This is a genomic window from Nitrosomonas sp. (assembly GCF_019752415.1).
Taxonomy (GTDB): Bacteria; Pseudomonadota; Gammaproteobacteria; order Burkholderiales; family Nitrosomonadaceae; genus Nitrosomonas.
This window is the reverse complement of record NZ_JAIEME010000087.1, coordinates 1-20,578: the sequence shown is the minus strand read 5'-3', so window position 1 is coordinate 20,578 and position 20,578 is coordinate 1. Positions and strand designations below refer to the sequence as shown.

The following is a 20,578-nucleotide window of genomic DNA, read 5'->3' as shown; positions in this document are numbered from 1 at the left end:
GGATACGTGAAATTACCTGGTCAATTTTCAACCGGTACAATCAGGCTTTTCTGGTCAATTTCCGACCGGCGTCAACAATGTAACTCCAATCACTTACTGTATGCTGGATTAGATTCAGATTACTGTATTTTTGGAGGTTGCTGATTAGAAAGATGTTGCGTATAGGAAAAATAAACGCCCATTTTCTCATGTTCATAGTTGAACTATCGGCCGTCGTCGACATGGCTATTTGACGAGCAGCAGTGGCTTTTCGGTGAGATGGATGACCTTGCTTGCTACTGATCCGAGCAGCAGATTCTTTATCGCACCCATGCCGCGCGTACCTATCACGATCAAATCGCAATGATACTCACGCGAGAAGTCGGTGATGACTTCGGCGGGGTTGCCAATGCGTACATACGCATCAAACGCAACACCGGCACTTTCGAGGCGCATTTTCGCGGGCGTCAGTAATACCATCCCCGCTTCTTCGCGCGCCTTTTTGATGCTCAGCATGTCTAATAGCGGGTTCTCGTTAAAAACGACTTCGTTCATTTGAACCGGCTCGCACACATAGAGCAAATGCACATGCAGTTTACCTGTATCCATCGTATTCAGTACCTCATCAATGGCACGCATTGCATTTTCTGAGCCATCGAAAGCAATCAGGGCAATAGTCATAACGGGATCCTTTCTTTAATAATTGTAATTAAATAGATTTAAACGCTAAAGTAAATCCATAAGCGATGCCAATAATTTATTTATTTTGAGAGTTTGCTAAAAAACCGGAACAGCACAGGGAATACAGATACATAATATCTTAATCAAGGTATTCAGCGATCGATGAAAATACAAATTTGTTGATACCTATCAAAAATTGATCAAGCGGAATTTCAATGCAAATAAAGGCTATCGCAACTAAAATAGCAGCGATAGCTGCTACAAGGACCGCGCTGGCAGCAATATCCTTGGCCACACCAATTTCGGGATGCTGTTGCGGATGCAGATGATCGCTTAGCGTTTCCAGCGCCGCATTGAACAACTCCGCCATGACAACCATGCCTATTGTTACAGCGCCTATGGCCCACCATAGCGCGGAAGGCTGAGTGATCATTAGAATTAACAGCACAGCAACACCAGCCAGAGCCTGGAAGCGAATACTACGTTCCCGACGAAAAGCCAGGCGTATTCCCTGGAAGGCGAATGTTAAGCGCCTTGAAAAAGATTGTCCTTTCATTTTGTGTTTTCCTCATCCAGCTTCATAATTTGAGCCAATGCTTCACCGCCAAGCACCCAAGCCGCTCCGACTGCCCACCCCGCCAGGACATCACTGGGCCAATGAACACCGAGATATATCCGGCTAAGTCCAATCATCCCGGTCAGAATAACCGCGACCGACATGATATAAAGTTTTAGTAAGGTATTGGGGGTCAGGCGCGCGATAAGGGTTCCTAACGTCAAATAGACCACTGCAGAAACCATGGCGTGCGCACTGGGAAAGCTTGCAGCATAAACAAAAACATGATCCGGCATTAATTGAGGGCGTGGGCGATCATAAATCTCTTTCAACGCTGTGACAACTAATGTCCCACATCCAGCTGTAATCAACATGTAAATCGACAGTCGGCGCTTATCGGACAAAAGTAAAAAAATCACGCATATAAGAACAAAAAGCCCCAAAACCGGAGGACTACCCAAGGCGGTAATGTCGCGGGCATAATCTTCAAACCATCTTGGTCCTAGAGGGTCGATCGGATTGCCAGCAGTGCGAAGCCACATAATGATCAACAAGTCGATTTTGCCGGTATCGCCTTCGACTACCTCTTCAGTCACCTTGATGAATATTGAAAGAGCAGCCGTTGCCGCTGCAACCATTGTTAAGATGCCAAGTGCAGGCCAGTTATTAGGTTTGAGCATCATCGCTATATCGTTTTATTGGGAAAAGCTAGATTCTCGCAATGGAGACTTGTCGCGAGAAAATAAGCGCCCAGAACACAGTTAACCCGGATATTGCATGAATTCGCAGATGATCACGTATAATATTAATTTCACAATAGTTTTTCGAGGAAGTGGCGTGGTTATTTATACAGCTGTCTGAGATAAATTCCTTGTGAAATTAAGAAACAAGTGAGGGCGTGTGCAATTCATGCAATATTCGGGTTACATCTTAACTTAAATAGATAATCCAGTCGCAAGTTACGAGGGATTCTCGAAGAGATTCATGCTCACAGAACGAAACCTGCATTTACGCCAAGAGACAGTGGTTAATATCAGTTTCGCGGTAAAGCAAATAGGTAACAAGAAAAGTTGCATATATATGGTTTTACTGCCGAGTTTACACAATTCCTTGCGGTATTTGAGGCGTCCTCAAGTACATAATTAACTCTCTACTTCCTTTTCAGCTTCAAGCCAGTCTTGCGCAGCATCAACTTCACTGCCTGTGAAGCCTCGTTTCTCAGCCTTATAATAAGTAACTATAGCGACTTCTGCTGACGACCAATCTCATTATTTGAACTAATTAACTGATCTGAAGGCGCGCTCTTCTTATTTCTAGGGAGTTTGGTAACAGATTCTTTTGTGTCTGATTCATTCGTTATGCTCTGCATTGTTCTCCTCTATGTCATCTAAAATACCAGTTGAAACATATAATAAACATATATATAAATAACCCATTTTACATTTTTGATAGATTGGTACATTGATATATGTCAAAAATTTTAATTACTACAAATAATGGATAGTATCGATTTAAAAGATGGCTGATTGTTAAGGAAGCACTGATTAATTCATTTTTTTCATTCCAAACACAGTGAGGAATCTTTGTAAAAATATAGATTTCTCGTTGTGCTCGAAATGACAATTACTTGAAGCTTCGTCGGCAGACGGGCTTTGCGAAAGTCCCCCTGAAGCAAAAAGTTATCGCGCGACCAAAGCGCTGGGATGCTGGATCAGCATGGTGTAACTGTCTTTCTTGCGTGCTACCCAGCCGCGGATTTCAAGCGATTTGCCTACATAGGAATCCAGCGCAGGAAATAAATTGAGGTTGGTATTAGCGACGCGTATGTCTACTTTGTCATTAAACAGCAGTCGCGTATATTTCTTACTTTTCCTAATCGAAACCGGGATTCCGGTAAATCGTTGCCAGCCTTTGGTGTGATTGGCAATCTGGGAAATTGGCCGAAGTTGATACTCCGGCATGTCCCAAATACCCAGTTTTAATTTCTCAGCGTGTTGTTGCGCTTGAATCAATTTGTCGCTGTAACGCCCGTTGGGCGGGATGATGCTGACTACGGCCAAGCCGTTTTCCAGTAAAGCAAGGTTGAGATGCTTGCCATCCGGTAGAAATACATGCGCCAATAAACGTTTATATTTATCCCGTTTTACTTGGTCATATTCCAAATAAACCTTATTTTCCTGCAACTGAGCCTGCAGCCATTTTTTTGCGGCGACACCGCCGGGTTCTTCTGCACGTTGACGGCTTTCAATTTCGGGTGTGTTGACTCCCAATAAACGGACATGTTTCTTGTCTTCCAGAATAATCGTATCACCATCGTATACGCGGGCGACTGGATACAATTGCCGGCTGGGTTGGTTGAGGATCTTGACTGGCTCTGCACCGGTGGAAGGTCTATCAGAATAAGTTACGCGGCCTTTTTCATCGACACTGCGGTATATTTCGGTAGCAAATGACGCCGGGGCAGCAAAATTGAGAATCAAGCAAAAGATCAGATAATATTTTTTGCTGAAGAACATGATGTTATCTTGAGAAAATGGTGTGTGTCATATTTGATAGATCACTTATAACGCCATGGTATGCTAAACCCAGAGAAATATGGCAAAATGAAAAAATTCAGCGGTTACTGCGCGTTAGGACTAGAAAGTGAATTTATGCAAAAAAATGAAATACTATCAGTTAAATGGCTATCGGTACTGCTTGGATAAAGCCTATTTCGGTTCTCTCTTTCACAGCGTATAAAAATTCTGAAATAAATCAGATCAAATGTACCGTATGCGTCAAACACAATGCGTTTGACATACTTTGTACAACGGAGTGCTTTAATTAATGGAAATTGATAAGGTCATTGATTCCACTTTTGAACCTGTTTCAAATGCTGTGGCGTCGGTAGTTTTTTACAGTGTTCAATTATTGGATCTTGAGATCAAGTTGATATTGATTTGGCTGGTTGCTGCGGCACTTTTTTTTACCGTATACCTTGGTTTTATCAATATTCGCTATTTCAAGCACGCCATCGATGTTTTGCGCGGGAAACATGATAGCGGAAATTCAAACGGACATATCAGCCGGTTTCAGGCTTTGATGACTTCTCTGTCGGCAACCATTGGTCTGGGTAATATTGCGGGTGTGGCAGTTGCCATTTCAGTGGGGGGGCCGGGTGCTACATTCTGGATGGCCATTATGGGCATTTTAAGTATGTCGACCAAGTTTGTTGAAGTCACCTTGGGGATTAAATACCGGCAATATGGAAGCAAGCACAATCCGAATAGCATATCGGGAGGCCCGATGTATTATCTGCGCGGCGCGTTTGATCGCCTACAGCAGCCTAAAATGGGCAGGTTTATGGCGGGATTGTTTGCGGTATGCTGTATTGGCGGCACCATCGGTGCGGGCGGCTTGTTTCAGGCTAATCAGGCCTATCAACAAGTATTGGTTGTGACGGGCGGCGATACCAGTTTTTGGGCTGATAAGGGTTGGCTTTTTGGTTTGTTTATGGCCATTCTGGTTGGAATGGTGATTATTGGCGGCATCCAATGGATTGCGGCCGTAGCTGGGCGTGTGGTTCCGGTGATGGCGATCATTTATATCATCGCTGGTTTGGTAGTGATCGGTGTTCACCATGCGGCAATCCCCGGTGCATTAAGAACCATTTTTGAGATGGCACTGTATCCGCAGGCAGGCATTGGCGCTTTAATGGGTGCGCTGCTAATGGGTGTACAGCGCGCTACATTTTCCAATGAAGCCGGGTTGGGTTCATCGGCGATTGCACATTCCGCGGTAAAAACCGATGTGCCGGTCAGTCAGGGAATGGTTGCAATGCTCGGCCCATTTATTGATACTGTGGTGGTTTGTATGGTTACTGCTTTGGTGATTGTCATATCCGGTACTTATGTGGAGGGTGGTGGCATTGAAGGGGTGCAATTGGCTTCTCGTGCGTTTGCGTCCGGCATTTCGTGGTTTCCTTACGTGTTATCCTTAACGGTTTTTCTGTTTGCCTATTCCACCATGATTTCGTGGTCTTACTATGGACTAATATGCACGACGTATTTATTTGGTGAGCGGCTTGTCATAACAGGGCTATATAAAATTTTATTTTGCGCGTTCATTATCATTGGTGCCTCAGCGCAATTATCCAATATTATTTTATTTACCGATTCGATGGTGTTTGCTATGGCGATTCCCAATATCATTGGGCTATATATGCTGGCACCCGAGATCAAGAATGATCTGCGGGTTTACTTGCAGGATCTGAAGGAAAAAACAGAAAAACGAGCGTGAGAACGCATATAGCGCAATATTTCAAAGGAAAGTGGATTAAAATTGTGACTCGCCCGGTTTTGCGGATAATCAATCAATTTATAGCGCGTCAATTTTAAAGCCAAATCACCGTATGACAGCTGAAACTCTAATTGAGGTCAATGACCTGAATTTTTCCTATGACACGCGCGCGATCCTGAAAGGCATTCAGATGTCCATGCCGCGAGGTCAAGTCGTGGCTATCATGGGAGGGAGCGGGTCGGGTAAAACGACGCTACTCAAATTGATTGGTGGCACAATTCAGCCAACTTCCGGATACGTGAAATTTGCTGGAGAAGTCGTGCACGAGCTCAATCGCGATGCGCTATTCAAGCTGCGACGTAAGATGGGTATGCTGTTTCAGTTTGGCGCGTTGTTTACCGATTTGTCGGTTTTTGACAATGTCGCATTTCAGATGCGCGAACATACTAATTTGCCGGAATCGATGATTCGTGATTTGGTATTAATGAAATTGCATGCAGTGGGTTTACGCGGGGCGCATCACCTAATGCCTAATGAGTTATCCGGCGGTATGGCGCGGCGCGTTGCTTTGGCGCGTTCCATCGCGCTGGATCCGATGTTGATTATGTACGATGAGCCTTTTACCGGACTGGATCCGATTTCATTGAGTGTGATTGGAAACTTAATACGCCGGTTGAGCGATGCATTGGGTATGACGTCCATCGTCGTGACACATGATGTGCAAGAATCTTTGAAAATTGTGGATTATGTTTATTTCATTGCGGATGGCGTGATAGCCGCCGAAGGCACGCCAAAAGAAGTGCGAGAATCGATCGCGCCTTTCGTGCATCAGTTTGTTCATGGTGAAGAGGATGGGCCGGTGCCGTTTCATTACCCTGCACAGACTTATAAAAAGGATTTGAATCTGGAGGATAATTTTGCCTAATCGGATCGTGTCCAATATTCAGAATATCGGGCATCGGGTGATTGAAAGCGTTTGGCGGCTGGGTGTTGCCAGTCGCTTTTTTATCCTGGTTTTATTAAAATCCGGCACCAGTTTGCGCCGTTTTAATCTGGTTATCCGTGAATTGTATTTCACCGGTGTTTTGTCTCTGATCATTATTGTCGTATCCGGATTGTTTGTGGGTATGGTGCTGGGGCTTCAGGGCTATGAGACATTGCAGAAATACGGCTCGGAATCAGCGGTGGGTACACTGGTTGCCTTATCATTAGTGCGTGAACTGGGTCCGGTTGTCGCCGCGTTATTGTTTGCCAGCCGTGCCGGTTCTGCGATAACCGCGGAAATAGGATTAATGAAAGCGACGGAACAACTGGCGGCTATGGGGATGATGGCGGTTGATCCGATTGCACGTGTGGTGGCACCGCGTTTCTGGGCTGGCGTGATTTCCATGCCGTTTTTGGCGGCGATATTTTCTGTAATGGGTGTGTTTGGCGGTTATCTGGTGACAGTGGTATTCATTGGCGTGGATGAAGGCTCCTTTTGGTCGCAAATGCAAAGTGCGGTTGATTTTAGATTTGATATCTTAAACGGTTTTATTAAAAGCTGTTTTTTTGGGGTGGCCGTCACAGCCATTGCGGTTTTTGAAGGCTACGATGCACCGCCCACGGCAGAGGGCGTGTCAGGGGCGACGACACGAACTGTGGTCACTTCATCGTTAGTAATTTTAGGACTTGATTTTATTTTGACCGCTTTTATGTTTAGAGGGGTAGGTTGATGCAGCGGACAACAATGGACTTGTGGGTGGGATTATTTGTAGTCACGGGTGTTATTGCACTCATGATATTGAGTCTCAAAGTGGGTAATCTGAATGTTTATAATCCTTCACAGAGCTATGTCATCACCGGAAATTTTGAAAATATCGGCGGACTGAAAGTTCGCGCACCGGTAAAAGGCGCTGGCGTAGTGGTTGGGCGTGTAACCGATATTCAATTCAGCACGCAAACTTATGACGCGATCGTTACCATGAGCCTGGATAGCCGGTTTACATTCCCGAAAGACACTTTTGCCAGCATCTTGACGTCAGGTTTGCTGGGCGAGCAGTATATCGGATTGGCTGCGGGCGGGGATGACGTGATGTTAAAAGACGGCGATAAAGTCATGAAAACCAATTCAGCCATGGTGCTTGAAGAACTGATCGGGCGTTTTTTATTTGATAAAGCGGCTAAAGATGATTCTTTATGATTGAGCGGATATTTGTTAATTTTATTCTTGTTGGTTTAGTATTGCATATTACTTAAAATTTTGGTGAGGGAACAATGAAAAGATTTCTTGGAATAACTGTATTGCTACTTTCTAATTTGTTAGTTTTTCCCGCATGGTCAATGGATTTAGCGCCTGACAGACTGGTCGATAAAACCGTTAAGGAAGTGATGGAGATTATCCAGAAAGATGAAGCATTGAAAAATGGCGATCGGGATAAAATGCATGATCTGATTGAAACTAAGATACTGCCGCATTTCAATTTTTCACGCATGACCCAGCTTGCAATGGGGCAGCACTGGTCAAAAGCAGTGCCGGAGCAACAAAACAAACTGGTGAATGAATTTCGTACACTGCTGGTGCGCACGTATTCCAATGCATTGACCAGTTATAATAAGGAAACGATTAATGTAAACCCGATCAAGCAATTGGGCGATCAGGTGGAGACAACAGTCCGGACTGTCGTCATTCAAGGGAACGGAAAAGAACCGGTGCCAATTGATTACAGCATGGAAAAAAAACCGGATGGCTGGAAAGTTTATGATGTGACGGTTGCCGGGGTGAGTCTGGTAACGAACTATCGCGGAACTTTTAACAGTCAAGTCCGCAAGGGTGGTGTCGAAGGATTGCTTAAGGCATTAACAGATAAGAATAAATCTTTGGAAGGTAAGAAATAATACCGGCGGATGAATAATCTGGATGCTTTGGTATCAATAGTTTTTCGCGATGACGATACAGTTATCGTGCAAGGTCCGGTAACCATTGATAATGTTGTGAAGCTGACTGAGGATGGGATTGCATTGTTCGACGACCATCCCTTAACGGTTGATCTGGCTAAAGTGACTGAAGTGGATTCAACGATTATTAGTATGTTACTGGAGTGGTTGCGTGCGACACGCAAGAATACTAATTCTTTGCAGTTTATTAATATGCCGGAAAGCCTTAAAAGCCTGATTCAGTTATATGATGTGGTGGAATTGTTCCCGGCTTCAATCAATCAAACCACAAGCAAGCGCGCTATCTGATCAGGCTAAATCCTGCTGATCTTTGAAACCCTGAGCCAATCTTTTTTTGATCTATCCATTGAATGTTGCCTGCCATTGAAGTCAAACAAGTGTGTAAGCACTTTGGTAATTTACGTGCATTAACCGATATTGATCTTGAAATTCATGCGGGAGAATTCTTTGCTTTGCTGGGACCTAACGGCGCCGGTAAAACAACACTGATCAGCATTATTGCCGGTTTGACTCTTGCCAACAAAGGTTCAGTGCATGTGATGGGGCACGATGTGCGTACACAATATCAGCAAGCCCGCCGGAATTTGGGTGTGGTGCCGCAAGAACTGGTTTTTGATCCTTTTTTCACCGTACGCGAAGTACTGTTAATCCAATCCGGCTATTACGGCATCAAGGAAAATTCCCGGTGGGTTGATGAGATCATTGAACGCCTGGATCTTTCTGACAAAGCGAATGCAAACATGCGTGCACTATCAGGCGGTATGAAACGCCGTGTTTTGGTTGCGCAAGCGCTAGTGCACAAGCCACAGGTTATTATTCTGGATGAGCCGACGGCTGGTGTGGATGTTGAGTTACGCCAGACACTCTGGGATTTTATCAAGCAGCTCAATCAAGATGGACACACAATTGTTCTGACTACGCATTATCTCGAAGAAGCGGAAACGTTGTGTCATCGGGTTGCGATGCTGAAAGAAGGAGAAATAGTTGCACTGGATAGTACGAAAAACTTGATTGGAAAAATGATCGCCGGGAAATCGGTACGGCTACGACTGGTGCCGGACAGGTTGCCACCCACATTGCAGCCATTACAAATCAGTCATCACGACGGAATAGCCGAACTTAGAATTGAAAACTATGCACAAGTGGAATTTATTTTGTCGTCATTGCGAGTCGCGGATATCCAGATACTGGAAATGCATTTGCAGCAGCCGGATCTGGAGGATGTTTTTGTCAGCATCATGAGAAAAAGCGGGAGCCAATCGAAATGACCGGATTTCTTACGTTGCTCTATAAAGAATTGTTGCGGTTCTGGAAAGTCGGTTTTCAAACGATCCTGGCGCCGATGGTCTCTACTTTGCTGTATTTGCTGATTTTTCTTCATGTGTTGGAAGCGCATGTGGAAGTTTATCCAGGTGTTGCTTATACCGTTTTCCTGGTTCCGGGTCTGGTGATGATGGCTGTCATACAAAATGCATTTGCCAACGCATCGTCCAGCATGATTCAGTCAAAAATCAGCGGTAATATTGTGTTTATCTTGTTGTCGCCATTGTCTTATCGCGCCATTTTCTTTGCCTATATTTTGGCATCGATTGTGCGTGGATTGTTGGTCGGCTTGGGGGTTTATTTGGTGACACTGGTGTTTTTTGATATTCCGCTGCAACTGCCGCTGTGGGCGCTGTTGTTTGTTATATTAGGTAGTGCGATTTTGGGTGCGCTGGGTTTGATCGCTGGTATCTGGGCCGATAAGTTCGATCAATTGGCAGCTTTTCAGAATTTTATCATTATGCCGCTGTCATTTTTATCCGGTGTGTTCTACACCATACACTCATTACCCATCGCCTGGCAGTACTTGTCTCACCTCAATCCTTTCTTTTATATGATCGATGGATTCCGCTATGGCTTCTTTGGCGTATCGGATATTTCGCCTTATATTAGCTTGTTGATTGTGGCAATATGTTTACTGGCCATTTCCCTATTGGCCATTCGTATGCTCAAAGCCGGGTATAAATTGCGCTACTAGATTCATTGTTTTGATACCAGTTGCTTATTTTGCAACCTAATAAATTGCGTGAAGGAGACTGAAATGCTGACAGCTGAAAACGTAAAAATCTATATCGAATCCTCGTTGCCGTGTGAATACGTAGCGGTAGAAGGAGATGATGGTAATCACTTTCACGCGTTGATCGTAAGCGCGGAATTCAACGGGAAAAATATGATCCAGCAGCATCAGCTGGTGTATAAGTCGCTGGGGGACCGGATGAAACAGGAAATTCATGCGCTATCGATGAAAACGCTGACACCGGAGCAATGGGCTAACCAGTCTTGAACCGGGAATTGAGAAAACTTGTTTTAAGGTGGCAATACAAACCTTAAAACAGTCTGATCAACCGGTAATTCGTTATAATCTCCTCTTTTATTGCTAAATTTGGAATTCCATTGTTTAGAATACTTGGTGCCTTAGCGGGCTTCTTCATCCTTGGTTTCTTAGGCATTTTCCTAGGTTACTTTGTCGGAAGCATCATTGATCGATTCAGAGCTTTTGGTTCGGCTGGGATGAATCCATTGAATGCTTCGCGCCGTCAGTCGATTTTCCTGGAAACTGTTTTTATTTTGATGGGAAAATTGGCCAAATCGGATGGTCGTGTTTCAGAGACTGAAGTGTCGCATGTGCAGCAATTCATGCAGAAACTTGGTATGACACCGGATCATCGGCTAAAGGCAATTGCATTGTTCAAGGAAGGCGCTTCAGCAGACTACGATATCCATCCCAAAATTAATGAATTCCTGGCTGTATGCGGCCCTTCCAATAATTTGAAACAAATGCTGCTGGTTTATCTCATTATCATGGGATTATCCGATGGCCAATTAAACTCTGCCGAAGAAGAGTTTCTTATTGTAGTTGCTGGGCGCCTTGGATATAGCCCAGCCGCATTTAAGCAATTGCTCGACATGGTACTGAATCAGATGCATTTCGCCGGTGGTCAAAGCACATCAGTCAGTGCTTTGGAAGATGCGTATAAAGCACTGGGTGTCAGCAAAGAGAATACCGATCAAGAAATTAAACATGCCTATCGTAAATTAATGAGTCAATATCATCCCGACAAATTAATGGGGCAGGGCGTGCCGGAAGAAATGATCGCTGTGGCGACGGAGCAGGCGAAAGAAGTGCAGACTGCTTATGATTTGATCAAAAAGAATCGGGATCAGAGTCGTGCCGCAGCTTAGGAAAGTGTTGACCAGGTCCTTCGGCAAGCTCAGGACGAACGGCAAAATGTTGATTCCGCTCGTAGTGAACTTGTCGAACTATGGACGTAATCAACTTATCCAGAGTTTCCCTAGTTGATAAAGCTGTTTGAATAAAACGCCCTGAAATAATGAAACCGCTGTTATTTAGTTTTCGCCGTTGTCCTTTTGCGATCCGTGCCCGATTGGCGATCAAAGTCAGCGGCGTTGAAGTGGATACGCACGAAGTCAGTTTGCGTGCCAAACCCAAAGAAATGCTGGAATGCTCACCGAAAGGCACGGTACCGGTACTAAAGTTTTCTGACGGCCGCGTGCTCGAACAAAGTCTGGATATCATGCAGTGGGCGCTGTCTATCAATGACCCGGAGCACTGGCTGGATAGCGATCCGGGCGCTTTGGCTGAGATCATTGCACTGATCAAGCAAAACGACGAATCATTTAAACCGGCGCTGGATCTCTACAAATATGCCGTTCGCTTTCCGGAGCATTCGGAAGCGTATTACCGGGAGCAAACTGAGCCGTTTCTAACCGAATTGAACGCACGCTTGAGCAAGGATGGTTATCTGATGGGCGGGCGTTACACACTGGCGGACATGGCAATCTTTCCATTCATCCGGCAATTTTCCAATGTCAATCCGGATTGGTTTTATGCCTCTCATTATCATCATCTGGTAGCATGGTTGGATCGGTTGATCGGTTCAGAATTGTTTCAAAGCATCATGCAGAAAGAAGCTGATTAACAGGCTATTGAAATACGTACTCGAGGAAGGTGGTGCATCATAGAGAGGAACCGAGAAGTGTCGTAGTGGCAAAGGCACAGAATTTCGTAGAGTATTTCCCCCTTTAGGGAAACTCTGAATAACCTTCAATGCCATTACGAACGAAGTGAGGAGTCTTTGGTAATCAACTTGCGATTCCCCGTAGTCTTGCCGCGGGGATAGGTGCGGCGCACGAAGAATTTATTTATAAGAACCCTCTGATGTACCATCACTCGGTACATTGCGCTTACGCTGAATGCATCCTACGATCTAAAAAGACAAGTCAAACTGTGTTAATCTAACTTCAAGTCTGTATACTTCGAAGTATTATGAGTTGCTTCTATCGACTATAAGCCGTATAAACCATCTGGAGTCAGCCTATGAAGTTTTCTATTTACCGCTATGATCCCGATAAAGATGAAAAACCTTATATGCAGGATTACGACATTCAATTGGCGGCGACCGACAAGATGCTATTGGATGCGTTGCTGCGAATTAAATCGATTGATGACAGCCTGAGTCTTCGTCGTTCCTGCCGTGAAGGGGTGTGCGGTTCGGATGCAATGAATATTAATGGCAGTAATGGGCTGGCTTGCATTACATCGCTTAGTAGCTTAAAAGAGCCGGTAGAGATACGTCCACTACCCGGATTGCCGGTTATTCGCGATTTGATTGTGGATATGACGCAATTTTTCCACCAATATCATTCCGTCAAACCTTATCTCATTAATAATGATCCGCCACCGGAAACAGAGCGGTTACAGTCACCCGAAGACAGGGCGGCTTTGGATGGCGCGTACGAGTGTATTTTATGTGCTTGTTGTACAACATCCTGTCCTTCTTTCTGGTGGAATCCGGATAAATTCGTAGGGCCAGCGGGTTTATTGCAAGCTTACCGCTTTCTTGCTGATAGCCGGGATCAGGCCACTGCTGAGAGATTGGATAATCTGGAAGACCCTTACCGGTTGTTTCGTTGTCATTCCATCATGAATTGCGTTGCTTCATGTCCAAAAGGCTTAAATCCGACCAGCGCGATTGGCAAAATCAAGGATATGATGGTAAAAAGAATGGTATGAAGGAATTCGAACGCGCACGCTGGCGATGCCGGCGCGGCCTGCTTGAATTGGATATTGTTTTGCAACGTTTCATGGATCAGTACTACACGCAGTTGGATGAATCAGGGTTGGAACAATTTGAACGATTGTTAGCATTACCGGATAATGATTTGTGGGATTTGATCACGGCAAGACAAATCAATACAGATGATCAGTGGCGGCAGGTATTGGAATTATTACAAAAGAGTTAGATTTCGGATGGTATTCTGAAGATCCTGAAATCTTCTGATAGTGCATACTAATCAATCAATGCGACATGTGGAGAAGTAAAATGGCACAAAAAGGCATAGCAACATTAAATCTTAATGATGGCAGCGCACCCATAGAACTACCCGTTTTATCAGGAACGATGGGGCCCGATGTGGTTGATATTCGCGCACTGCATGCAAAAAGTGGCGTATTTACTTATGATCCAGGGTATCTGTCGACGGCCAGCAATAGCTCTAACATTACCTTTATTGATGGGGACAAAGGCATTTTGTTATACCGTGGATATCCCATCGAACAACTCGCGAGAAACTGTGATTTTATCGATGTTTGTCATTTGTTGATGAAAGGTGAACTGCCCGATACGCAACAGAAATCAGAATTTGATCGTTCGATTAAAGATCATTCGATGTTGCACGAGCAATTGGTCAGGTTTTTTAGCGGATTCCGGCGTGATGCACACCCAATGGCAGTCATGGTGGGTGTCGTGGGTGCTCTATCTGCCTTTTATCATGAAGCTTTGAATATTTCGGATCCGGCGTATCGGGAACTATCCGCTTTCCGGTTGATAGCAAAATTGCCGACGATTGCGGCAATGGCCTATAAATATAATATCGGTCAACCCTTTATCTATCCCCAAAATCGATTAGGTTACGCGGAAAACTTCCTGCATATGATGTTTGCCGTGCCGAGTGAAAAATATGAAGCGAATCCTGTGATTGTTCGCGCGCTGGATCGGATCCTGATTTTACATGCCGATCATGAACAAAATGCTTCCACTTCAACCGTTCGACTGGTCGGCTCCAGCGGTGCGAATCCTTTTGCTTGCGTTTCGGCAGGGATTTCTTGTTTGTGGGGGCCTGCGCATGGCGGTGCCAATGAAGAGTGCCTAAAAATGCTGGAGGAAATCGGTGACGTTTCGCGCATTGATGAATATATCAAACGCGCTAAAGATAAAGACAGTAACTACCGGCTGATGGGTTTCGGTCACCGCGTCTATAAGAATTTTGACCCGCGCGCCAAATTAATGCGCGAAACCTGTCATGAAGTTCTGGATGAACTGGGCTTACACAATGACCGCTTATTTAAGCTGGCGTTGCAATTAGAAAAGATTGCATTGGAAGATGAATATTTTATTTCCAGGAAATTGTATCCTAACGTGGATTTTTATTCGGGAATCGTACAGCGCGCCCTGGGGATACCGACCAGCATGTTTACCGCTATTTTTGCCATGGCCAGAACAGTGGGGTGGGTGGCACAATGGAGTGAAATGGTTTCAGATCCGACCCATAAGATTGGGCGTCCACGTCAATTGTATACCGGCACAGCGATGCGGGATATACCCAGTTCGTATTCAAGAAAATAGCTTTCTTTTATAAAGGCTGCCAATCTTATGAGCAAGCAGTTGTTTGATGATTCCCTTTTATCCGGCGCAAACGCTTCGTTTATTGAAGCGGTTTATGAAGATTATCTGCATAACCCGAATTCGGTTGCATCAGCCTGGCGTGAATACTTTGATCAGTTGGCTAGGCAACCGGATAGCGCTGCCAATAAACACCCCCAAGGAGTAGTCAGCAGCACTTCCGTTGCGACAGCCACAACCTATTCCGGGTCAGACAGTCAAACCACACTGCCGGAAGTGATGACCGCTGATTCTGATGATCGCCAGCAAGTCGCGGTCCTGCAGCTTATCAACATGTACCGTTATCTGGGCCTGAACCAGGCCAAGCTGGATCCGCTTGGACTCAAACAACAAGCTGATGTACCCGAACTGGATCCTGCTTATTTCGGATTCACCGAAGCGGATAGGGATAAGGTATTTAATACTGGTTCATTAGTGGGACCTGAGCGTGCCACGTTGCGTGAAATTCTGCAAATCTTGCGGGAAACTTATTGCGGTTCTGTCGGTGCGGAGTATATGTATATTTCTTCAGTCGAACAGAAACGCTGGATACAAGCGCGATTGGAAGGTCAGCGATCGAACCCGGACTATTCGAACGAATACAAACGCCATATTCTTGAGCGGCTCAATGCGGCTGAAGGACTTGAAAAGTACCTGCATACTCGTTATGTCGGACAGAAACGTTTTTCCGGGGAAGGCAATGAGAGTCTTATTCCTCTGCTGGATTGTTTAATTCATCGCGCAGGCAAAACCGGGATTCAACAGATTGTGATGGGCATGGCGCATCGTGCCAGACTCAATGTGCTGGTGAACACGCTGGGTAAGATGCCTGCCGATCTTTTTCGCGAATTTGAAGAAAAACAACCCCAGGAATTGCCGTCGGGTGATGTGAAATATCATCAAGGATTTTCTTCCGCAATTAAAACATCGGATGGCATTGTTCGATTGGCTTTGGCTTTTAATCCCTCACATCTGGAAATTGTCAATCCAGTGGTCGAAGGCTCGGTGCGCGCACGCCAGCATTTGTTAAACGATAAACTGGGCGACAAAGTGCTGCCGGTATTAATACATGGCGATGCGGCATATGCCGGGCAAGGGGTAGTTATGGAAACACTCAATTTGTCACAAACCCGTGGGTATGGTACGGGTGGCACGGTGCATATCATCATCAATAATCAGATTGGATTCACCACATCCGATCCACGCGACAGTCGCTCGACATTATATTGCACGGATGTTTCAAAAATGATCGAAGCGCCGATTTTCCATGTCAACGGCGATGACCCAGAAGCCGTGATTATGGTGACTGAGCTGGCATTTGATTTTCGTATGCGGTTTCATAAAGATGTCGTGATTGACATGGTTTGTTTCCGCCGTCTGGGCCACAATGAGCAGGATGAACCCATGGTGACGCAACCGAGAATGTATCAGATTATCAGCAAACATCCCGGTACCCGCAAACGCTATGTAGATAAACTTGTGGCAGAAGGCGTGATTAAACCGGAAGATGCGGATGACCTGGTTCAATCCTACCGGAATGCCATGGATGAAGGCGTTAATCCCAATAAAGCTGTTTGTTATGACTATAAATCCCCTTATACCATCAATTGGGAACCTTTTCTCAAGCCGTTTAAATGGAACGAAAAAGTTAAAACCGGTGTTGCAATTGAAACGTTGAAACAGCTTGCGGTGCGGTTGACGGATATCCCTGAAGGCTTCAGACTGCAACAAAGGGTTGAAAAGATAATTGCCGACCGGCGTTTGATGGGAAGTGGAGAATTGCCGCTGGATTGGGGAATGGCGGAGAATCTAACCTACGCAGCCTTGCTGAAGGAAGGTTATCCGGTGAGACTCTCGGGTCAGGATTCGGGACGAGGCACTTTCTTTCATCGTCATGCGGTATTACATGACCAGGTAACAGCGGATCAAGACGAGCGTGTTTATGTTCCGTTGCGTCATATCTATCCCGAACAACCGGATTTTGTTGTCATTGATTCGATGTTGTCCGAAGAAGCGGTATTGGGCTTTGAATATGGTTATGCAACCACGCAACCGAATGAGTTGGTTGTCTGGGAAGCGCAGTTTGGTGATTTTGCCAATGGTGCGCAAGTGGTGATCGATCAATTTATTGCATCCGGTGAAGCCAAGTGGGGGCGCGTATGCGGTTTGGTGATGATGCTGCCGCATGGCTATGAGGGGCAGGGCCCAGAGCACTCTTCCGCGCGGCTGGAGCGTTATCTGCAACTGTGCGCGAATTATAATATTCAGGTGTGCGTGCCTTCCACACCGGCACAAATGTTTCATGTGCTGCGGCGGCAAATGATCCGCCCGCTCCGCAAGCCGCTGATCATTATGAGTCCCAAAAGCATGCTGCGGCATAAAGAATCCGTGTCGAATCTGGAAGATTTAGCGAATGGTCATTTTTATCCGGTCATACCCGAAACTGAGAGTCTGGATTCCAAAAAAGTGAGACGCATCATCGCTTGTAGCGGAAAGATTTATTACGAGCTGATGACTTATCGCAGAGAACAGCAAATAACGGATATGGCGATTATTCGCCTGGAGCAGCTTTATCCATTTCCACATGAGGAGTTTCAGGCGGAAATCGATCGTTTCATTAATGCCAAATCGGTGATCTGGTGCCAGGAAGAACCAGGGAATCAAGGCGCATGGCATCGCATTCAGCACTATCTGCGACGGCATATGCGGCCGGACCAGATACTTGGTTACGCGTTGCGAGAATCTTCAGCCTCGCCGGCAGTGGGTTATACGGCCCGTCATAAATTTACGCAGAATGAATTAATCGTGGCAGCATTCAGAAATAAAATCTAGAAAGAGGGCACCATGCTAGTTGAAGTCAAAGTACCCATGTTATCTGAATCCGTAGCGGAAGCTACCTTAATATCCTGGCATAAAAAAACAGGCGACTACGTCAACCGGTCCGAAAACCTGATTGATGTCGAAACCGACAAAGTGGTACTTGAACTGCCTGCACCCAGTGCCGGTGTATTAACCAAAATTTTAAAAAAAGATGGCGCAACGGTTGCTAGCGGTGAAGTCATCGCGATGATTGAGACGGAAGCAACCGATAAACCAGCATCTATTGCGGAAAAGCAGACTGAAACACCAGCCGTAAAAAGTATTGAAACGATCAGCGCCAAAGGCGATGAACAAGCGGTACCGCTATTGATGCCCGCTGCGCACAAACTGGCAGAAGCAAATAACCTGAAAGCGGTAGAAATCAGTGCCATTCATGGGACTGGTTTGGGCGGACGTGTTACTAAAGAAGATGTGCAAGCGTATATGGAAAGCAAATCCAGCTCGACAGCAGATGCCGAGACTAAATCCGGTTCAGCCAGTACACCAGCGCCACTTGTTCCGGGTGCGCGTGTGGAACGCAGAGTGGCCATGTCCAGACTGCGGCAGCGGGTTGCGGAACGTCTGGTGCAATCGCAATCCACAGCAGCGATTCTGACCACGTTTAATGAAGTCAATATGCAGGCGATTATTGATCTGCGCGCACGCTATAAAACCGAATTTGAGAAGGAATATGGCGTTAAGCTAGGTTTCATGTCGTTCTTTGTTAAAGCCGTTATTGCCGCGTTAAAGAAATATCCGATTATTAATGCATCCGTTGAAGGCAAAGACATTGTTTATCACGATTACTACGACATCGGCATCGCCGTCGGCAGCCCGCGTGGGCTGGTAGTGCCGGTTATCCGTGATGCAGATCGTTTAACGCTGGCCGGGATTGAGCTGCAGATCGCCGAATTTGCCAAGCGCGCGCAAGACGGCAAGCTAACCATTGAGGAACTCAGTGGCGGTACTTTCTCGATTACCAATGGTGGTGTATTCGGCTCCATGCTGTCCACGCCGATCATTAATCCACCGCAAAGCGCTATTCTTGGCATTCATGCAACCAAGGAACGGGTAGTGGTCGAAAACGGCCAAATCGTGATCCGTCCGATGAATTATCTGGCTTTGTCTTATGATCACCGGATTATTGATGGCCGGGAGGCGGTGTTGTCTCTGGTGGTAATGAAAGAAGCGCTGGAATATCCGATGAGTCCGTTGCTGGAGAAATGAGAAGATCTCAGAGGAACACTGTATTGGAGAAAGGATTATTGCAAGGATTCAGGATTTCTATTAACCTTACATTTCTGATTTTATAACTTAAAAAATAAATTTATTTCAAATGTATTTAAAGAGAATTTCTATGAAAGAAAATCTTATTGTTTTATCTCTCATTACGTTAGGCTTAGTAACGGGAACGGTTTCTGCAAATCCAATTACCAGTGATTTGCCCAGCTCTACTTATGTTGTCAAGGATAACCTGGCGTGGACCTGGGCTTCCCCGGTTAATGTACAACATTGGATAAGTAACGAGCTTTTTGCGCCTAGCTTTCATAGTGGTTGGCGCTACGCAACGCAAGCAGAAATGCTTAATATGCCTACTTTGGAGGAATTTGGTTTCGGTGCTATTAATTCGGCGGCGTACTGGAATTCGGCCTATACGCATGTCGATGCTTCAGATTTTGAAAAAGGCCACGTATCAAGCCGATGGGGACATGATGTATGGGATACCTTTTATGTTTCCTCTATTCCGGAGCCAAAAACCTACGCCATGCTGCTTGTTGGGATGGGGCTGCTGTATCTTTTAGCACGCCGGAGAGCTGAAAGAATGCTTTGAGGAAGCTCTTTAAGTAATTTATTTCAGTCTTTGTGCAAAGCTATCGGTAAAGTAGCTAGTATTGGTATTATTGTGCGATTAATAGCAGTAATTTTTAGCAGATTGCATAGTATTTTCCCCCTGATGCTAATTTTCAGGGTTGTTGGGCGGAATTATTCTGTGGTTGGCATTACACCTTAAGGACATGGTAGAGATTAGCCAAGGCAAACAACAGATAAAGCTGTTATGCATTCGTGAGCAATCCTCGGTAACGGACTTTGGTATAAGCAAATTGTCTTTTAATAATACGAGACGGATGCTCAACCTTAGCGCGAAGTGAAGCCAACATGCGATTGAGCTCGGCAGTTCTGCTGGCAATACTCACTGCGCTTGCGTTTGAATGGCATACCCTATACCGGTTTTTCCGATTGTCGTTGTGCTTCCAGATTGGATCATCGCGAGTATAAGCCCGATCACCCAATACAATCCCTCCTCGCCAAGTATCAGTGCATCAATCATGTTGCCATCGGCTACTTTGGCCCAGGCTATGACCAGGCCGGAATCGGTATTTACGCCTATGTGTGCTTTTAATCCAGACTAACAGTTGTTGTTCTTGGCTCTGTAGCAATTAATTGTTGAATTGTTAGTCGAATATGCATCGGAATGTAAAAAGAGGTATACATCATGAAAGCAGTTGAATTCAGAGATTGGATAAAATCAATTGAACGGATGAACCGCAATCAGCGAGACAAG

The 20,578-nt window shown here is 45.4% G+C and carries 23 protein-coding genes and 1 pseudogene; 18 read left to right on the top strand and 6 right to left on the bottom strand.

Annotated elements, in window-relative coordinates; translation table 11 throughout:
- Positions 1-225: 225 nt before the first annotated feature.
- The 5 genes from K2P83_RS12610 to K2P83_RS12595 all read right to left on the bottom strand — a co-directional run bounded on the left by K2P83_RS12610 (position 226) and on the right by K2P83_RS12595 (position 3,732).
- Positions 226-660: a universal stress protein gene (locus K2P83_RS12610; RefSeq protein ID WP_292929711.1), complete on the bottom strand. Its 435-nt coding sequence runs from the start codon at positions 658-660 to the stop codon at positions 226-228.
- 139 nt (positions 661-799) lie between these two features.
- The gene (locus K2P83_RS12605; RefSeq protein ID WP_292929709.1) at positions 800-1,216 is read right to left on the bottom strand and encodes a diacylglycerol kinase; all 417 of its coding nucleotides are present in this window, start codon (positions 1,214-1,216) and stop codon (positions 800-802) included.
- Positions 1,213-1,899, bottom strand: a complete 687-nt coding sequence (locus tag K2P83_RS12600) for a phosphatase PAP2 family protein (RefSeq protein ID WP_292929707.1) — start codon at positions 1,897-1,899, stop codon at positions 1,213-1,215. The genes K2P83_RS12605 and K2P83_RS12600 overlap by 4 nt, the downstream gene beginning before the upstream one ends.
- A 459-nt stretch (positions 1,900-2,358) precedes the next feature.
- Positions 2,359-2,457: a DUF2934 domain-containing protein gene (locus K2P83_RS14360; protein WP_363279612.1), complete on the bottom strand. Its 99-nt coding sequence runs from the start codon at positions 2,455-2,457 to the stop codon at positions 2,359-2,361.
- 438 nt (positions 2,458-2,895) lie between these two features.
- Positions 2,896-3,732 carry a thermonuclease family protein gene (locus K2P83_RS12595; protein ID WP_292929705.1) on the bottom strand — a complete coding sequence of 279 codons (837 nt, stop codon included), beginning with the start codon at positions 3,730-3,732 and terminating at the stop codon, positions 2,896-2,898.
- 310 nt (positions 3,733-4,042) lie between these two features.
- Between K2P83_RS12595 and K2P83_RS12590 the strand changes: the two genes are divergently transcribed.
- From K2P83_RS12590 to K2P83_RS12510, 17 genes are all read left to right on the top strand, one after another.
- On the top strand, positions 4,043-5,494 hold the full coding sequence (locus K2P83_RS12590; protein WP_292929703.1) for an amino acid carrier protein: 1,452 nt from the start codon (positions 4,043-4,045) through the stop codon (positions 5,492-5,494).
- A gap of 112 nt (positions 5,495-5,606) precedes the next feature.
- On the top strand, positions 5,607-6,419 hold the full coding sequence (locus K2P83_RS12585) for an ABC transporter ATP-binding protein (RefSeq protein WP_292929701.1): 813 nt from the start codon (positions 5,607-5,609) through the stop codon (positions 6,417-6,419).
- Entirely contained in the window at positions 6,412-7,209 is a 798-nt protein-coding gene (gene mlaE, locus K2P83_RS12580; RefSeq protein ID WP_292929699.1) for a lipid asymmetry maintenance ABC transporter permease subunit MlaE, read from the top strand. Before K2P83_RS12585 ends, mlaE begins: the two co-directional genes overlap by 8 nt.
- Positions 7,209-7,676: an outer membrane lipid asymmetry maintenance protein MlaD gene (mlaD, locus tag K2P83_RS12575; RefSeq protein WP_292929697.1), complete on the top strand. Its 468-nt coding sequence runs from the start codon at positions 7,209-7,211 to the stop codon at positions 7,674-7,676. Before mlaE ends, mlaD begins: the two co-directional genes overlap by 1 nt.
- Before the next feature lie 74 nt (positions 7,677-7,750).
- Entirely contained in the window at positions 7,751-8,371 is a 621-nt protein-coding gene (locus K2P83_RS12570) for an ABC transporter substrate-binding protein (RefSeq protein ID WP_292929695.1), read from the top strand.
- Positions 8,372-8,380: 9 nt separating this feature from the next.
- Complete coding sequence (locus K2P83_RS12565) at positions 8,381-8,719, top strand: STAS domain-containing protein (RefSeq protein ID WP_292929693.1); 339 nt, start codon at positions 8,381-8,383, stop codon at positions 8,717-8,719.
- A gap of 62 nt (positions 8,720-8,781) precedes the next feature.
- Positions 8,782-9,699: an ABC transporter ATP-binding protein gene (locus K2P83_RS12560; protein WP_292929691.1), complete on the top strand. Its 918-nt coding sequence runs from the start codon at positions 8,782-8,784 to the stop codon at positions 9,697-9,699.
- The gene (locus K2P83_RS12555; protein ID WP_292929689.1) at positions 9,696-10,451 is read left to right on the top strand and encodes an ABC transporter permease; all 756 of its coding nucleotides are present in this window, start codon (positions 9,696-9,698) and stop codon (positions 10,449-10,451) included. Before K2P83_RS12560 ends, K2P83_RS12555 begins: the two co-directional genes overlap by 4 nt.
- Before the next feature lie 63 nt (positions 10,452-10,514).
- The gene (locus tag K2P83_RS12550) at positions 10,515-10,757 is read left to right on the top strand and encodes a BolA/IbaG family iron-sulfur metabolism protein (RefSeq protein ID WP_013966565.1); all 243 of its coding nucleotides are present in this window, start codon (positions 10,515-10,517) and stop codon (positions 10,755-10,757) included.
- A gap of 110 nt (positions 10,758-10,867) precedes the next feature.
- Positions 10,868-11,656, top strand: coding sequence for a co-chaperone DjlA (djlA, locus tag K2P83_RS12545; protein ID WP_292929687.1), 789 nt, complete (start codon positions 10,868-10,870; stop codon positions 11,654-11,656).
- 149 nt (positions 11,657-11,805) lie between these two features.
- Positions 11,806-12,414 carry a glutathione S-transferase gene (locus tag K2P83_RS12540; protein WP_292929685.1) on the top strand — a complete coding sequence of 203 codons (609 nt, stop codon included), beginning with the start codon at positions 11,806-11,808 and terminating at the stop codon, positions 12,412-12,414.
- A 398-nt stretch (positions 12,415-12,812) separates the two neighbouring features.
- A complete protein-coding gene (locus tag K2P83_RS12535) occupies positions 12,813-13,508 on the top strand; it encodes a succinate dehydrogenase iron-sulfur subunit (protein ID WP_292929683.1) in 696 nt (231 codons plus the stop codon).
- Positions 13,505-13,738 carry a succinate dehydrogenase assembly factor 2 gene (locus tag K2P83_RS12530; protein WP_292929681.1) on the top strand — a complete coding sequence of 78 codons (234 nt, stop codon included), beginning with the start codon at positions 13,505-13,507 and terminating at the stop codon, positions 13,736-13,738. The genes K2P83_RS12535 and K2P83_RS12530 overlap by 4 nt, the downstream gene beginning before the upstream one ends.
- An 80-nt stretch (positions 13,739-13,818) precedes the next feature.
- Entirely contained in the window at positions 13,819-15,120 is a 1,302-nt protein-coding gene (gltA, locus tag K2P83_RS12525) for a citrate synthase (protein WP_292929679.1), read from the top strand.
- Between the two features lie 27 nt (positions 15,121-15,147).
- Positions 15,148-17,988 carry a 2-oxoglutarate dehydrogenase E1 component gene (locus K2P83_RS12520; protein ID WP_292929677.1) on the top strand — a complete coding sequence of 947 codons (2,841 nt, stop codon included), beginning with the start codon at positions 15,148-15,150 and terminating at the stop codon, positions 17,986-17,988.
- Between the two features lie 12 nt (positions 17,989-18,000).
- On the top strand, positions 18,001-19,242 hold the full coding sequence (odhB, locus tag K2P83_RS12515; protein ID WP_292929675.1) for a 2-oxoglutarate dehydrogenase complex dihydrolipoyllysine-residue succinyltransferase: 1,242 nt from the start codon (positions 18,001-18,003) through the stop codon (positions 19,240-19,242).
- Positions 19,243-19,372: 130 nt separating this feature from the next.
- A complete protein-coding gene (locus tag K2P83_RS12510) occupies positions 19,373-19,846 on the top strand; it encodes a PEP-CTERM sorting domain-containing protein (protein WP_292929673.1) in 474 nt (157 codons plus the stop codon).
- 226 nt (positions 19,847-20,072) lie between these two features.
- Here the strand turns inward: K2P83_RS12510 and K2P83_RS12505 are convergent.
- Positions 20,073-20,168, bottom strand: a pseudogene (locus tag K2P83_RS12505) (IS5/IS1182 family transposase); the annotation flags it as partial.
- Between the two features lie 47 nt (positions 20,169-20,215).
- Here K2P83_RS12505 and K2P83_RS12500 point away from each other — a divergent pair.
- Positions 20,216-20,416, top strand: a complete 201-nt coding sequence (locus K2P83_RS12500) for a hypothetical protein (RefSeq protein ID WP_292929713.1) — start codon at positions 20,216-20,218, stop codon at positions 20,414-20,416.
- Positions 20,417-20,578 lie beyond the last annotated feature (162 nt).

What these genes read in the sequence shown, in the direction of transcription:
- K2P83_RS12610 (WP_292929711.1), bottom strand. Translation starts at nt 660, where the DNA reads ATGACTATTGCCCTGATTGCTTTCGATGGCTCAGAAAATGCAATGCGT.
- K2P83_RS12605 (WP_292929709.1), bottom strand. Translation starts at nt 1,216, where the DNA reads ATGAAAGGACAATCTTTTTCAAGGCGCTTAACATTCGCCTTCCAGGGA.
- K2P83_RS12600 (WP_292929707.1), bottom strand. Translation starts at nt 1,899, where the DNA reads ATGATGCTCAAACCTAATAACTGGCCTGCACTTGGCATCTTAACAATG.
- K2P83_RS12595 (WP_292929705.1), bottom strand. Translation starts at nt 3,732, where the DNA reads ATGTTCTTCAGCAAAAAATATTATCTGATCTTTTGCTTGATTCTCAAT.
- K2P83_RS12590 (WP_292929703.1), top strand. Translation starts at nt 4,043, where the DNA reads ATGGAAATTGATAAGGTCATTGATTCCACTTTTGAACCTGTTTCAAAT.
- K2P83_RS12585 (WP_292929701.1), top strand. Translation starts at nt 5,607, where the DNA reads ATGACAGCTGAAACTCTAATTGAGGTCAATGACCTGAATTTTTCCTAT.
- mlaD (WP_292929697.1), top strand. Translation starts at nt 7,209, where the DNA reads ATGCAGCGGACAACAATGGACTTGTGGGTGGGATTATTTGTAGTCACG.
- K2P83_RS12570 (WP_292929695.1), top strand. Translation starts at nt 7,751, where the DNA reads ATGAAAAGATTTCTTGGAATAACTGTATTGCTACTTTCTAATTTGTTA.
- K2P83_RS12565 (WP_292929693.1), top strand. Translation starts at nt 8,381, where the DNA reads ATGAATAATCTGGATGCTTTGGTATCAATAGTTTTTCGCGATGACGAT.
- K2P83_RS12560 (WP_292929691.1), top strand. Translation starts at nt 8,782, where the DNA reads ATGTTGCCTGCCATTGAAGTCAAACAAGTGTGTAAGCACTTTGGTAAT.
- K2P83_RS12555 (WP_292929689.1), top strand. Translation starts at nt 9,696, where the DNA reads ATGACCGGATTTCTTACGTTGCTCTATAAAGAATTGTTGCGGTTCTGG.
- K2P83_RS12550 (WP_013966565.1), top strand. Translation starts at nt 10,515, where the DNA reads ATGCTGACAGCTGAAAACGTAAAAATCTATATCGAATCCTCGTTGCCG.
- K2P83_RS12540 (WP_292929685.1), top strand. Translation starts at nt 11,806, where the DNA reads ATGAAACCGCTGTTATTTAGTTTTCGCCGTTGTCCTTTTGCGATCCGT.
- K2P83_RS12535 (WP_292929683.1), top strand. Translation starts at nt 12,813, where the DNA reads ATGAAGTTTTCTATTTACCGCTATGATCCCGATAAAGATGAAAAACCT.
- K2P83_RS12530 (WP_292929681.1), top strand. Translation starts at nt 13,505, where the DNA reads ATGAAGGAATTCGAACGCGCACGCTGGCGATGCCGGCGCGGCCTGCTT.
- gltA (WP_292929679.1), top strand. Translation starts at nt 13,819, where the DNA reads ATGGCACAAAAAGGCATAGCAACATTAAATCTTAATGATGGCAGCGCA.
- K2P83_RS12520 (WP_292929677.1), top strand. Translation starts at nt 15,148, where the DNA reads ATGAGCAAGCAGTTGTTTGATGATTCCCTTTTATCCGGCGCAAACGCT.
- odhB (WP_292929675.1), top strand. Translation starts at nt 18,001, where the DNA reads ATGCTAGTTGAAGTCAAAGTACCCATGTTATCTGAATCCGTAGCGGAA.
- K2P83_RS12510 (WP_292929673.1), top strand. Translation starts at nt 19,373, where the DNA reads ATGAAAGAAAATCTTATTGTTTTATCTCTCATTACGTTAGGCTTAGTA.